At 58.8% G+C, this 13,956-nt stretch carries 11 protein-coding genes; 3 read left to right on the top strand and 8 right to left on the bottom strand.

Annotated features, from left to right (window positions below):
* Positions 1 to 69 precede the first annotated feature (69 nt).
* On the bottom strand, positions 70 to 939 hold the full coding sequence (locus AC0J4F_RS23890) for a polyprenyl synthetase family protein (protein ID WP_133947977.1): 870 nt from the start codon (positions 937 to 939) through the stop codon (positions 70 to 72).
* 102 nt (positions 940 to 1,041) lie between these two features.
* On the opposite strand from AC0J4F_RS23890, the gene crtD reads away from it, so the two are divergent.
* Entirely contained in the window at positions 1,042 to 2,637 is a 1,596-nt protein-coding gene (gene crtD, locus AC0J4F_RS23885) for a 1-hydroxycarotenoid 3,4-desaturase CrtD (RefSeq protein ID WP_473024989.1), read from the top strand.
* Between the two features lie 68 nt (positions 2,638 to 2,705).
* Entirely contained in the window at positions 2,706 to 3,491 is a 786-nt protein-coding gene (locus tag AC0J4F_RS23880; RefSeq protein WP_473024988.1) for a carotenoid 1,2-hydratase, read from the top strand.
* 15 nt (positions 3,492 to 3,506) lie between these two features.
* Here the strand turns inward: AC0J4F_RS23880 and AC0J4F_RS23875 are convergent, their stop codons facing one another.
* The 3 genes from AC0J4F_RS23875 to AC0J4F_RS23865 all read right to left on the bottom strand — a co-directional run bounded on the left by AC0J4F_RS23875 (position 3,507) and on the right by AC0J4F_RS23865 (position 7,204).
* Positions 3,507 to 4,691, bottom strand: a complete 1,185-nt coding sequence (locus AC0J4F_RS23875; protein WP_473024987.1) for a phytoene/squalene synthase family protein — start codon at positions 4,689 to 4,691, stop codon at positions 3,507 to 3,509.
* Complete coding sequence (crtI, locus tag AC0J4F_RS23870) at positions 4,688 to 6,253, bottom strand: phytoene desaturase family protein (protein WP_473024986.1); 1,566 nt, start codon at positions 6,251 to 6,253, stop codon at positions 4,688 to 4,690. The genes AC0J4F_RS23875 and crtI overlap by 4 nt, the downstream gene beginning before the upstream one ends.
* A gap of 171 nt (positions 6,254 to 6,424) precedes the next feature.
* Positions 6,425 to 7,204 carry a hypothetical protein gene (locus AC0J4F_RS23865; RefSeq protein WP_473024985.1) on the bottom strand — a complete coding sequence of 260 codons (780 nt, stop codon included), beginning with the start codon at positions 7,202 to 7,204 and terminating at the stop codon, positions 6,425 to 6,427.
* A 52-nt stretch (positions 7,205 to 7,256) separates the two neighbouring features.
* Between AC0J4F_RS23865 and AC0J4F_RS23860 the strand changes: the two genes are divergently transcribed.
* A complete protein-coding gene (locus tag AC0J4F_RS23860) occupies positions 7,257 to 8,639 on the top strand; it encodes a cytochrome P450 (RefSeq protein ID WP_473024984.1) in 1,383 nt (460 codons plus the stop codon).
* Here the strand turns inward: AC0J4F_RS23860 and AC0J4F_RS23855 are convergent.
* From AC0J4F_RS23855 to bchI, 4 genes are read right to left on the bottom strand one after another with little or no spacing between them, the layout of a single operon-like run.
* Positions 8,620 to 9,870, bottom strand: coding sequence for an ATP-grasp domain-containing protein (locus tag AC0J4F_RS23855; RefSeq protein WP_473024983.1), 1,251 nt, complete (start codon positions 9,868 to 9,870; stop codon positions 8,620 to 8,622). The two genes, AC0J4F_RS23860 and AC0J4F_RS23855, sit on opposite strands and share 20 nt — an antisense overlap.
* Before the next feature lie 33 nt (positions 9,871 to 9,903).
* On the bottom strand, positions 9,904 to 10,824 hold the full coding sequence (bchO, locus tag AC0J4F_RS23850; protein WP_473024982.1) for an alpha/beta fold hydrolase BchO: 921 nt from the start codon (positions 10,822 to 10,824) through the stop codon (positions 9,904 to 9,906).
* Positions 10,824 to 12,698: a VWA domain-containing protein gene (locus AC0J4F_RS23845; RefSeq protein WP_473024981.1), complete on the bottom strand. Its 1,875-nt coding sequence runs from the start codon at positions 12,696 to 12,698 to the stop codon at positions 10,824 to 10,826. Before AC0J4F_RS23845 ends, bchO begins: the two co-directional genes overlap by 1 nt.
* Positions 12,691 to 13,746 carry a magnesium chelatase ATPase subunit I gene (gene bchI, locus AC0J4F_RS23840; protein WP_473024980.1) on the bottom strand — a complete coding sequence of 352 codons (1,056 nt, stop codon included), beginning with the start codon at positions 13,744 to 13,746 and terminating at the stop codon, positions 12,691 to 12,693. The genes AC0J4F_RS23845 and bchI overlap by 8 nt, the downstream gene beginning before the upstream one ends.
* Between the last annotated feature and the right edge of the window lie 210 nt (positions 13,747 to 13,956).

Genomic DNA, 13,956 nt, shown 5'->3' with positions numbered 1-13,956 from the left:
ACCGACCGGATGGTCTTCCCTGTTGTGGCGCGTTGGCCCCGGGCGCCGTCTCTGTCCAATCCGACATTGTCAGGCGGCGCTGGCGGCCAGTTTGGCCGGCATGAGACGTTTGGCTTCCTTGTGGATCATGGCACTGAGCAGATCAGCGCCCTCGCAGTCCGGAATGCTATCGGCTGCTGTTTCGACCAGTTCCTGCAATTTTTTCAAAGCGCCTTGAACGCCGAGTTCGGCCACCAGGTTTGGGCGCCCGTTTTCGGCGTCCTGGCCTGCAGGTTTGCCCATGCTGTCCGTATCATCCATCGCGTCATAAAGATCGTCAGCCACCTGATAGGCCGCACCAAGGGCATCTGCCAGCGCATACCAGTCGAGCGGATTGCCGCTTGAGGACAGGGCACCGGCTGACACGGCGCCGGTAAACAGCGAGGCTGTTTTCGCGCGGTGATAGGCAGTGATGTTGATTTTCTCTTCGCTCTCCCAGGCCTGACCGGCAACGATCCCGTAAGGAGAGCCGACTGCATTGGCAATCGTGGCGACAAGACGTGCTGTTAGTTCGGGCGCGTGAAGGGTCTCTCGGGCCAGAGTTTCAAAGGCTGTTACGATCAGACCGTCGCCGACCAGAAGGGCAATTTCCTCGCCATATTCCTTGTGGACGGAGGGCTTGCCACGCCTGGTTGCCGCGTTGTCGAAACAGGGTAGATCGTCGTGAACCAGAGACGCACAGTGCAAAAGTTCAATCGCCGTTGCGCAGGCATTGGCAACGCGTGGGTCCTTGTCGCCGCACGCCAGGGAGACGGCGAGGCAGAGCCGGGGCCTAATGCGGGCGCCGCCCGGAAAGACGGCATATTTGAGGGCGTTTCCAAGCTTTTGCGGGCATCCATTCGCAGTGGCGTAGCGGATGGCAGTTTGCATCCCTGTTTCGATGCGGTCCGACAGGTCCATGGAGCCATTCCTCTATTTAACGTGGATGTCCACAAAAATTGACGGTATAGTGTCAACTAAGAGTGACACATTAAGGGCGAATGTCAACTTGAAGGAACACGAATGGCATCAGCCATAACCGAGCAAAGAGTGGTCGTTGTTGGCGCCGGTATGGGCGGTTTGGCTGCTGCGCTGCGTTTATCCGCTGCTGGCCGGCAGGTCACTGTTGTGGAAGCGGCCGCCGCGCCGGGTGGCAAAATGCGCCACGTTGCTGCAGGTGGCCGGACCTTCGATGCCGGTCCGACTGTTCTGACGATGAAATGGGCTTTTGACAGTTTGCTTGAGGCTTGCGGGACAACGCTGGACCGTGAAATCCCAATGGAAACGGCGGGTGTGATTGCCCGGCATTACTGGGACGGCGGCGCTTGCCTCGACCTTCATGCCGATGTTGCAGACAGCGTCCGAGCCATTAGGGATTTTGCGGGACAGCGCGACGCCGACGGATATCAGGCCTTCGCGCGGGACAGCCGCCGGGTCTTTGAACTTCTGAAAGACACGTTTATCGATGCGACTCGTCCCAATCCAATCACCTTGTCCCGGCGGGTAGGCCTTTCAAAACCCGGTGCACTTTTTGCACTCAAGCCCTTTTCATCCCTCTGGTCTGTTCTCGGGGACTATTTTTTCGACGAACGGCTGCGGCAGCTGTTCGGACGGTACGCAACCTACTGCGGATCTTCGCCCTATCTGGCGCCGGCAACATTGATGCTCGTTGCGCATGTGGAACAGGAAGGCGTCTGGATCCCGCAAGGCGGCATGCACGCAGTTGCTCGCAAATTCGCTGATCTTGCAGTGGGCCTCGGCGCCGAGTTCCGGTACGGCGCGAAGGTCTCCGAAATTGTCTCCAGTCCTGATGACCGCTCCGTCTCAGGCGTTAAGCTGGAGAGCGGCGAGTTTGTTCCGGCCGGTCAGGTTGTCTTCAACGGAGACGCCGCAGCGTTGCCCAGACTTTTGGGCCGCAGCAACGCGAAAAAGCGGGCATCGGTGAAGACCGCGCGATCCCAATCTGCACTTGTCGTATGCGGCCTCGCAGAGCCCGATGGCGTGCCATTGGCCCATCACACCGTCTTCTTTTCCGAAAACTACAGGGCCGAATTTGAGGCCGTGTTTGACCGCGGCGAAGCGCCCAAGGACCCGACAGTTTATGTGTGTGCCCAAGACAGGACTGCCGACGGGGACCGGAAAGGGAGCGCAACCTCGGATCCGATTGAACGGATTTATTGTCTGACGAACCTGCCGCCAGATGGCGACCGGCATGACTACACCGAACAAGAGTTGAACCAATGTCTGACAGCGATGGACCGCCGTATGGCGGCGAATGGATTGGTGCTTCGGCGGGACCGGACGGCTCAAGTGGTCACGGCGCCGGACACGTTCGAGCAGCTGTTTCCAGCAACGGGGGGCGGCCTTTACGGCCAGCCATCCCACGGTTGGATGGCATCGTTTCAACGGCAGGGCGCGCGGAGCCCTCTGAAGGGACTTTATCTCGCAGGCGGCAGTGTGCATCCGGGCCCGGGCGTGCCGATGGCGCTTCTGTCGGGCAAGATCGCGGCGGAAACTCTTCTCACAGACCATCCTTCGACCGGCCGGTCCCACCTGGCGGCTATTGCTGGTGGTACATCGACGCAACCAGCGACTGCGGGCGCTACGCCCTCACGGTAATTGCGTTTATCGGGTCTGTCTTCTCGCCCTATTACCATTGGTCCGGCCGGGGAAAACCACAAAACCACGTGGCCCTGAATGTTGCGCTCTACGGCAAGGACCGGAACAGCTGGTCCATGACGGAGCGGGGGGAGAGTGACCTCGTTCGAACGCAAAATACCATGCAGATCGCCAGCAGTTCGATTGTTTACGTCGACGGTGGGCTTGAGATCGTGTTCGACGAAATCGCCCTGCCGTGGCCAGGCCATCGGCTCATGCCATCGCGGATGTCCGGCCGGATCCGCCTCGAGCCGCAAATCCAGAACGACCGCGTTTTCGATCTGGATCCGGAGGGTCATCACATCTGGTGGCCGGTGTTCCCGCGGGCGCGTGTGACTGTTGAAAGCAACCATCTGCCCGATGGCGGCTGGCAGGGAGAGGCCTATCACGATTTCAATTTTGGCGACCGTGTTCTGGAAGAGGATTTCGAGCACTGGGACTGGGCTCGCGGGCCGTCAGGCGATCAGGCGACGACGATCCTGTATGATGCGGTTTTGAGAAGCGGAACCCGCCGAACCCTGGGTGTCGTGTTTTCTAGTGAAGCGGAAGAACGTCATTTTGCGCCGCCAGACCGCCAGATGCTGCCTGTTGGTTCCTGGGGCGTGAAGGGCGGCATTGCGTGCGATCCCGGTGGCACACCTCGCCTATCCATGAAGCTGGAGGACGCTCCCTTTTACCGGCGTTCCCTTGTCGAAACGATGGTCAATGGCGACCAGCTTGCAATGGTGCATGAGACTCTCGACTGCAATCGATTGGCAAATCCGGTTGTCAGGATGATGCTGCCGTTCCGGATGCCCCGCAGAACCAGTCGATAGAGCCGCAGTGCCCCGCTAGAAACGGTTCTGAGGCCGTCTTTGCATGGCGAGCTTCTGGGATCTGTGGTGTGCACGGCTTTCTGCTTGCAGCTTGATCATCACACCGAGGACCCACTCCATGTTGCTGTCATCAGCATCGCTTCCGTGTGCAGCTTTTTGCAGTCTGGCATGTGTTTCGAACGAGTTTGCACAAGCAGAAACCAGGTGCGCGGCAGATGGATCAGCCGGACGTTGTATATCGAAATGTGCCGTATTGGACTGTTCCAATTGGGTCAGCCGGGCCTTTATCAGAAGACTGAGCTTTTTGATCTTCCGGGTGTGAGCGCGGCGTGTGACGCTGTCATAATTGTTGACTGCGATTTCAGTCCCGATTTCCTGATAAACCAGAGCTGCCGTCCGGATCGCATGGCGGCAGTTTTCCGGCAGTGCGTTAATCCCGGCATGGCCCAGTTCATAGTGATGGGCAGCTTCTGCCAACAGCCGCACAACGACTTCGCGGAGCTCCGGCGAAAACTCCGGAGAGGCGAGAAAAGCCTCCGGATTAAGGCCTGCGTCGCGCATCCAGTCTTCCGGAAGATATAAGCGTCCGTTCCGGGCGTCTTCTCCGACATCTCGGGCAATGTTCGTCAATTGCATTGCAATCCCGAGATCGGCGGCCCTTGCAAGGGCGTCCTTATCTCCCGTCCGCATGACAAGCGACATCATCAGGCCGACCGTTGCAGCAACACAGGTGGCGTAATCCTTGACTTCTGCGATGGTCTTGTAGCGCCGGTCACCAAGATCCATGGCGAACCCGTCAAGCAAGGCATCCGGAACGCATTTCGGTATTCCATACCCTTGAACAGTTCTGGCAAACGCCCGGTCGCAGGCATAGGGCGCGGGCGTTCCGCGATAGACAAGATCAAGGCGGTCTTTCAGCTGATCAAGGGCTGTTCGATCAGCACGTGGATCATCGATCAGATCATCGGAGTGCCGGCAAAAGGCATAGAGCGACAAGGCTGCCTTTCGGGTTTCCGCAGGTAATATCAGGGAGGCGAGGTGAAACGATTTTGATCCTTTTCGGATCGCTGCGGCGCATTCCCTCAGATCCGCCTGATGACTTGCAGAAACGGATGCCTGTGCTGCTCTGGCCCTTTGTCTGCTGGTGCTGGTCGCGAACGGCACGAAACTCTCCAGATTGTCCGGTGTAATGTCGCTCATACAGATGCCTCCGTCCCGGCATGCGCCGCCGTTAGGTTTGACGGATCCGGGGCAAGCTCAGCAACGATCTTGGCAGAACAAACAACACCTGGAAGCCCGGCGCCAGGATGTGTTCCGGCACCGCACAGGAAGAGGTTGTCCAGCTCCTCGCTTTTGTTATGCGGCCGGAACCAGGCACTTTGGAAAAGGTTCGGTTGAAGCGAGAAGGCGGCGCCCTGCCAGGACAGAAGCCGGTCCCGGAAATCAAGCGGCGTCGAGATACGGGAGCTCACAATGTGCTTGGAAAGATCCGGAAGCAGCGTTGCCTCAAGTTCTGCGGCAATCTTGGCCCGGTACTGCTCAGCGACAGTTTCCCAATCCGCATCGCCTTTCAGATTTGGAACAGGGCTCAACACATAATAGGCATCGCAGCCGTCCGGCGCGACGGATGGATCGTTTGCAGAAGGGCGGTGCAGGTAAAGGCTGAAATCCTCTGCAAGCACCTTGTTCTTAAATATGTCCTTGAGCAGCCCTTTGTAGCGGGGGCCGAACAGCATGGTGTGGTGCCCGACATCGTCATACCGGCGATCGGTCCCGAAATACCAGACGAACAATCCCATTGAGTAGTCCTGCCGGCCCAGCTTCCCGTCGGACCAACGCCGGCGCGGCAAGTCTTTCAAAAGCCTTGAATAGGTCGTTGCCGGGTCGGAGTTAGAAACGACAATGTCCGCTGGCACGGTTTCCCCGGAGGATAGGCGCACCCCTGTCGCGTGCCGTCCGGATGTCAGGATCGTATCGACCGTCTCCCCATACCGGATCTGTCCTCCGTTCCTGGTGACGAGACTTGCAATCCCGCGCGCCAGGGCATTGGTGCCGCCCATGGCGTAATGCACCCCATGTTTGCTCTCCAAGTGAGCAATAAGACAATAGAAGGAAGTGGTGGTGAACGGGTTCCCGCCGATAAGCAGCGGATGGAAGGAAAACACAGACCGCAGACGGTCATTCTTGAAGTGCTTGGACACCACATTATAGACGGACCGATAGCCGCCAAGCCGGATCAACTTTGCAAATGTGCTCAGTGTAAAGGGCAGGCTGTGAAACGGCTTGTCCGCGAGTTCTAGGAAAGCGTATTCGTAAATCTCTTTGCTTTCCGCCATGAAAGAGCGGTAGCCCTTGACGTCATCTGGCTCAATCTTGGCGATTTCCGCTTCCATCGCGTCTTTGTCGGCCGAGTATGTGAAGAATGTGCCGTCCGTGAACCGGATCTTGTAGAAGGGAATGTTCGGGCGGATGTCAACATCGTCTGACAGTTTCCCGCCGCATGCTTCCCATAACTGCTCGAACAGCCATGGAGCGGTGATGATGGTTGGGCCGGCATCAAGAGTAAAACCGTCCTGCTCAAAGGCATAAGCCCGGCCGCCCGGTTTATCGAGCGGATCGAAGATTGTAACCCTGTACCCCTTCGCGCCAAGCAGAGCACCAGCCGCCAAGCCGCCTATTCCTGCGCCGATAACGGCCGCATGCGGTCGTGTAGACCCGATTGGTTGCGGCTTTGGAAACCCAAATCCCTGGACAACATTCACGCCAGAACTCCCGTTCCTGCAAACCTCTCACCTGAAGGTCCGCTTTGGCTCTCCCCCGGATCTCCGGGTGGTGAGCGTGTGCCTTGGCCACAGCTGATATGAAGGCCAGACCTTCACATGTGTCAAATTTAGTTTACACTTTTCTCTGCAAGAGAGAAGGGCCCTGGCGGATTATTCCGCTGCATCGAGGTCCATGGACCGTCTTTGACGCGGTCTGGCTGTTCGTTGAGTGAAGCGCTGGGTAACTTTGTGCCGATGGTAGAAGATGAGAGCGAGACCCGTAACGAGTGGAATGGCCCAGAGCCCGGGTGCCAGGGCCAGTTCCGGCATCAGCCGGACGGCGCCGAAAGCGAAAAACGCGGTGTAGACCGAGATGCCGGTGCCGACGATTGCCTTGATATGTTCCAGCAGCCACTCGATCGGAGACGGGTCGGACTTCACAAGAAACCAGACATTCGTCGTGACGGTCGCAAATCCGACCATGGAAATCCCGATCATCATCGGCTGGGAAATCAAGACCCCTTGAATGGCGCAATTGGCGGATGCAGCAAGCAGGGCCGCCTGAAGACCCCAGTTGAGCGCAGTCTGGTTCTTTCGCTGATCCCGCTTGTTAACCGCGCAGCGCCAGCCGTACCAGGTGAGGTTTACGGTCAAGAGCCCGAGATAAAACATCATCCAGCCAAATATGCCCTGCACCAGAACGGGATCGGAGAACTCCGGGTGATCAACGAGATGCGGATGCGTCGGCATGGGGTAAAGGAGTGTCAAGGTTGCCATCATCATGGCCACCGAGCCTGTGATCAGCATCAGGACCGAGAAGATCTTGCCCCACCACTTGTGACGCTCGCCGCCCTTTTGGGCCAAGACCGGGATCCAGAAACCGATCAGTCCCGGCGCGCCGGTTGTGATGTGTATGGCGATCAATACGACAAAAAGATCATGTTCGGTCATGGGCTTGGCTCTTTGATCGAGGCATACGAAATGCGGAAGAAGGGACATGTTGATGGCAGCTGTTGAGACATACATTCCGCCGCGCCCGTCGCGGCTGCCGCCGGTTCTGGCGCTGCTGCGCACCGTCTGGCACGGCGATGGAGATCTTCTCAGCCTGTTGCCGGGGGCAGCGTTTTCCATGGCTGCTGGAGAGCTGGGCTACTCGCGCCGGTCCATCAAACTCTTTAACGACCCGGAACTGGTCCGGCAGATCCTGCTCGACCCTGAAGGAATCTTTCCGAAAAGCGATCTGATGGTCGGTGCACTGGAGCCGCTTATTGGCGATTCCATCTTCGTCTCCGATGGGGCGAAATGGCGCCGCCAACGGGCCATGATCGATCCGGCGTTTTCCAAAATGCGTCTGACCCATGCCTTTGGCGCAATGGTCGGGGCGGTCGATGACTATGTCGCCCGTTTGAAGGAGAGTGCAGCCCGCGATGAGGTTCTGTCGCTTGACAGGATCATGAGCGAACTCACGGCCGATATTATTTGCCGAACGGTATTTTCGACCTCGCTCGACACCGGAATTTCGCGGGACGTCTTTGACGACTTCGCCGTATTTGAACGCGGTGTGGCGCAAGTGAAAATCTGGCGATTGATCACCGATCGGGCCTGGGCCGATGTTCCGCAAAGCGATGAGGTTCTGGCGGCTTGTAAGCGGATCCGGCACCACCTTGGGAGCTTGATCGACACGCATATGGGCCCGGATGCCGGGAAATATGATGATATCGCCAGCGCAGTCATTTCTGCGTGCGATAGCGAAACGGGGGAGCCGTTCACGCGCGATGAACTCATCGATCAGCTGGGGGTCTTTTTTCTTGCAGGTCATGAAACGACAGCGAGCGCCCTGACCTGGGCGTTTTATCTCTTGGCGATGTGTCCGGATGTCTTGCGCCGGCTGCGGGCGGAAGTCGACGAGACCACGGACGGTGATGCTCTCACCTTTGAGGCGACCCGTGCGCTGGGCTATACGCGTGCCGTCTTTCGCGAAACCTTGCGGCTTTACCCGCCGATCACGTTTTTGCCGCGGGTCGCGATGCAAGGCACCCGTATCGGCAAGTACAAAGTGCGCAAGGGCGCGCTTTTGATGATCTCGCCCTGGACCTTGCAGCGTCATGGAGATTACTGGCCCGATCCGGATCGTTTCGATCCGGATCGCTTCCTGCCACCAAGGGAGCAAGAGGTCGTGCAAGGGGCCTACATTCCCTTTGGAGCCGGGCCGCACACCTGTGTTGGGGCCGGTTTTGCGGCAGTCGAAAGCGCGCTCATTCTTGCCCGCCTGACACGTGAGTTCGACTTTCTGCCTGAAAACGCGGATGTCGTGCGACCGGTCGCGCGCCTCACGACGCGCCCTGCGGAACAAATCTATGTGCGGCTCAAGTCTCATGGGCGTTGACCGGATCGGCGGTGCTGACCGTCTGTTGCGTGCTGGCTGACTGGGGAACGCGAGCTTCTCCCGCCGCTTCGGCGCCAGAAATCCCGGCAGGCCAGGCAATGTCGAGCGTTGCAGCTTCACCAAAGGTTTTCCCGCCAAACATAACCTGTTTCAGCACGGGCCAGGACGAGAACGTCATCATCGGAAACGGTAAGGGATCGGAGCCCGACCACAGCACATCCCGCGATGTGACCATGGCACCGGCACGGCGTGCCATCTGTTTTGGCTTCAGAACACTGCCGTAGACTTGCAACAGGGTTGTGTGGCCTTCCTGAAAACGCTTCTTCGCCTTCAACCGAACCGGCGGTGCGTTGTCCGGATCGGACACCGCAGCGGCCAGATCCTCATGCTCCATAAAATGAATGCCGCTCGTCAGCCGCGGATTGCATTCCAGTGGCCAGGGCGTTCCGGTCTGGTCCACAATGAAGTCGAACGCCAAAAAGTAGGAGTAGCGATTTGCAGCGACGAAATCGGCGACCCATTGCGCCACTTGCGGCGCACCTTCGACACGTTGAAAACAAACCGCAACCGTGCCTGAGAAGACAAGGCCTTCATAGGTCACATGTGCCAGGATCTTGCCGTCCTGGCACAGGGTCAAGGTGCTGAGTTCGCGGCCAAAAACCCGCTTCTGAACGATGGCATCAGGATCGCTCAAAAGTTCTTCCGGAACAGTGTCCGGTGTCAGCATTTGCATCTTCTGCCCGGAGCATCCGATGCGAGGTTTGAACACACACGGCGTGGTCCGCACCAGTCTTGCAGCCTCAGGATCGGTGGCAAGATGGGTCTCGGGGGCCGGCAAACCCGCGGATTGCGCCAAGCGGCTGAAGAGGTATTTGTCGTTGAGGTCCCACAGCACGCCATGCGGATTGGTGAAGAGCCGGGTCCTTTCCGGGAGCCGCGGCGCCAGCAGGCTGACATGAAGAGCTTCTTCGGAAACGGGAACGACCAGATCGACGTTTTCTGCCTTTATGATAGTAAGCAGGGCATCGAGATACTCGGATTGCTGCGTCGCTGGCGGTGGTGTTTGATAACACTTGTCGACCACATTCGACGGCCGGCTCAAGTGCCACGCAAATGGATCGGCCACCAAAACCCGGCAGCCCGCACCTTTCAGGGCCCGGGCGAGTTCCAGCGACTTTGGAAGCCGTCCAAGTGTGAGCAACACGGTTTTTGGGAGCGTCTCCGTTGCCACCTCTCCATTCCCTGGTTGTCTATTGATCCTTGCTCATGCAGCATCCGCGCCGTTGGTCTTGGCGGTCTGCAGGGCCTCAGCCATCCAGCTTGCGACACCTTCCGGATGACTCTCGTGCACAAGATGGCCCCCGGTCGGCGTGAGCTGCAGATGTCCGTTTGGTGCGAGCGTCGCAGCTTTTTTTGAGCTGGACGGCGGCACCATCGGGTCGTCTTCGGCCGCATAAAGATGAAGCGGTGCGCTCAATCGCTGAAGCATGGCGTTTAGATGCGACAGATCCCAGGACGCCATCATCCCAAGAGCCCCGCGAACATGGCCGGAAGATCCAAGGAGGCGTTGGTAGATCGCATCACCCAGCGGATCGATCCGGGACCCGGTTGCGCTCAAGAGGTTGTTGCCAAGCGGTGTCGACTTTGCGAGCAAAGAAAACATGGACGCCGATAAGGGATTGGCAAACAGCGCCTTGGCCATTGGCGACAGGATCCGGTTGCCGCGGATTGGCTTCAAGGCTCCGTTGACGCTGAAAATTTGCGGCGTTGGGTCCAGCGTGTGTTTCGCATGACGCGTTGCGTTGACCAGCGATATCCCGATAACAGAGCCGGCCGAATGCCCTAAGAAAAATTGCGGTTTCAAGTTCAGATGGTGCAACAATCCACGAATGGCAGTCGTCATGCCTTCAAGAGAAAGGTCCGGGCTGTCCGTCGGCCGGGTGAAACCATGGCACGGCAAATCCAGGACGATCAGCCGATAGTCCTTTTCCAGAAAGGGAATGAGATTGCGCCAGGAGAAAGAGGCTGCCCCGGTCCCATGGATCAAAAGAAACGCCGGTGCCGCATCTTGACCTAACAACTGGACATGCCACCGGTAACCGCTTGCCTCTACAAACTGGCTGGTCTCTCTGTAAGGCCAGTCTTGCCCGTCCCGGTCCCAGTTGAGCCAATCACGATCCGCCATCAGCTGTGCGCCTCCTCGAGCGAAGCGTTGACGAGATCGGACATGGCACGGGAATCGGCATGCCGCAAAATATGCAGATCTGCGCCCATGGTGCTGGCCAGAGTGGAAACGGATTCCCGCGGACGGCGGGCGATGTCGATACAAATTGCCCGGATCTCATGCGCACGGCATTGTTCAGCAAGGCCATGCACTTGTTCAGCTGCCCGGGTTCGGTCTGGCGTGCCATCCAGCGCAATGTTGCCCCGTCCGTCCGTCATGAGGACCAGCACCGGTGTGCTTCCTTGCCGCCGGACATTGAGCGCGAGCTCCAGGCCCCGTTCCAGACCGGCCGCCAGTGGTGTCGGACCTCCGCCAGGAAGTCTGGCAAGTTTTCGCTTTGCCATGACCAGCGAACGGGTCGGTGACAAAAGGGTTTCTGCTTGGGTGCCGCGAAAGGCAATCATTGCCACTTCATCGCGGCGCACATAACACCTGGAAAGCAACTGCTCAATGGCGCCTTTGGTTTCGCCAAGACGCTCCAAAGCTGTTGAGCCGGAGGCATCAACGACGAATATCGCAGTCGACGGCGTCTCGTGACGCAGGCGCTGATAGCGGTAATCGTCGCGCGTGATCAACGTGCGCGGTTTGCGGCGCGGTGGAGCGGCGATCGTTCGTTCCAGTTTGGTTGCCAGAATGTCCCGGTTGCGGTTCCGGATGAGTTGCCAGGGAGCGGCTGCACGCAAGGTCGCAAGAATGTTGGGACGGGCATCCGGACGGGGCGGCATGCGAGAGGTTGAAACCGGCCGGCCGCGGCGGGCGTCTTTGCGAACCGCACCGGACTTTCCGGACCGGGCCCGGGGCGAGGATTTGGTTGTGTCGGCCAGAAACTCGGGAAGACCGTCGATTGTGCCAGCTTCGACAGCCGCCAAAAGTTCTGAAAGCGCGGAAAGGTCCTGCTCAGCAGTTGCGGGCGTATTCTTATCCTGGTTTTCCCCGTCCTGTTTGGGCCCAGCATCCTGTTGGTCAGACTGGCCATTGTCCTCAGGTTGTGCCTGGTTTTCTTCGACCGGATCGTTTGGCTGTAAAGCGAGGGACAGCCCAAGGCACAAACGGACTGCTGTGAGGGCATCTGCCTCTGAAACGGTACTTCGCTCCTCCAGCGCTGCAAGCGTTTGGCAGAGCCTTGAGAGGTGTTTCAAAGTGCGCAGCGAAGAAACGCCCGCGGCAAACGCCAGACGGGACAGGAGGCCGATCAGTTCGTCACTGATCATCACGTCGGCAGCAGTGATGGTGGAGGTACGCTCCGAGCCGGGTGAATGTGATGCGACCTCGCTCCAAGGGATTGCATTGAGGTCAATCATGAGCCCGAGCCGGTCTCCCAGCGCTTTGGGCAGATGTTCTTCGGGGTCTGCCCCTTCATCAACCGCGATCACTATAAAGTCTGCGGTGTCTTCGGCAGCACTGTCGGCTGGGCGGCCGGCCCTTGGGCAGGCGCGGCGATCCATTGTCTCGCCGATCAGGGCCGCAACAGGGGCTTCCACACGTTCCGCCATCGGGATGAGAAGGACGCCCTGATCAGCCTTTGCGAGAAGCCCGGGCTGGGTGATGACACGCCCAGCGAGGGCGGTTGCCGGAATGTCGACACTGCCGGTCAGGCCCTGCAGGGAAACGGATGAGGGAACGCGGACCCAGGGTTTGTCCTGACCCAGCAGCGCGGCAAGGTAATCGAGATATGCATCACGAACACCGCCTGCGCGGGCCTTCAGCCAAAGTCCGCCAAGTCTCGCACCACCCGCTTTCAGGACTTGTGCTGCAAGAAGGGCATCCTGCCACGTATTCGGGGCAAGTTCTGGTCTTGCGGCATCAAAAGCCTGCATGGACCGGACATCATCCATGCGCTGCCTCTGTTGCGGCGGCGGCCTCGGCACTCACGGCAGCGACGGCGCGTTCAATCCGCGGAGCGCTTCCTGCATCATCCAGCGGATCCCGACGCAACCGGTGGCATAAAACCATTGGCGAAATGTCAGAAACATCCGCCCAGGTTACCGCCAAACGTCCGGCGAGGGCTGCGCTTGCCCGGCAGGCCCGCATGAGGGTCAGCTCGCCGCGCATCCCGTCAATGCCAAGGCTCATGCAGAGTTGAGACATCCTTGAGAGGACATCATCCGGAATATCGACCTGCCGCAGGATCTTGCGGGCCTTGACCACATTGTTCCGGATGGCGGCATCCTTGCGGGACCACTTCGCCACAAAGGCAGCCGGGTCGGCTTCAAACGCGTCACGGCGGCGGATCACTTCGATGCGTTGCTGGAGATCGTTGATTGTGCGTATCTCGACACTGAGACCGAAGCGGTCGAGCAGCTGCGGGCGCAGATCGCCTTCTTCCGGATTGCCGCTTCCGACCAGCGCGAAGCGGGCGGCGTGCCGAATGCTGAGGCCTTCCCGCTCGACCACATTGACGCCGGACGCTGCAGCATCAAGAAGAAGATCAACCAGATGATCTTCGAGAAGATTGACTTCATCGATGTAGAGAAAGCCCTGGTTGGCCGCAGCCAAGAGACCTGGCTCAAAGTCCTTTTCGCCGGCAACCAACGCCTTTTCCAGATCCAGAGCACCGCAAATCCGGTCTTCGGTTGCGCCAAGGGGCAGATCGATCATGGGGATGCGGATCTGCACTTTCTTGGGCGGCTTCTTGCCATCTGCGGGCGTGCAAACCGGGCAGGCGGCCTGCGGGTGGTCCGGTGAACAATTGAACCGGCAGCCTGCGCGGGTGTCAATTTTGGGCAACAGTTCAGCGAGTGCGCGAACGGCAGTGGATTTGCCGGTGCCGCGATCACCAAAAATCAGGACACCGCCCAATAGTGGCTCTACGGCGGCCATCAGCAGGGCCTTTTTCATGTCCTCTTGGGCGACAATTGCTGAGAAGGGAAAGGGTGCTGACATTGGAATCCACCATATATGAGTGTCAATATAAGTTGACACATTTTGTTGGTGGAGAGAAGAGGCAGAGCGTTTTTTTTGGGCGCTGTACTTAGAATGCCGGTGTCTTTGTGTTCAAGCAGCACGCGCCGCCGTGTCTAACCAAGAAAAACCGGACACCAAAAGGGAGGCAATGGCACCGCGTCTCTGTGCTGGCGGCGACTTTCGGCGATA

The organism is Roseibium sp. R5 (assembly GCF_055755305.1).
The sequence above is the reverse complement of the archived record's forward strand: the minus strand, read 5'-3'. Positions and strand labels throughout refer to the sequence as shown.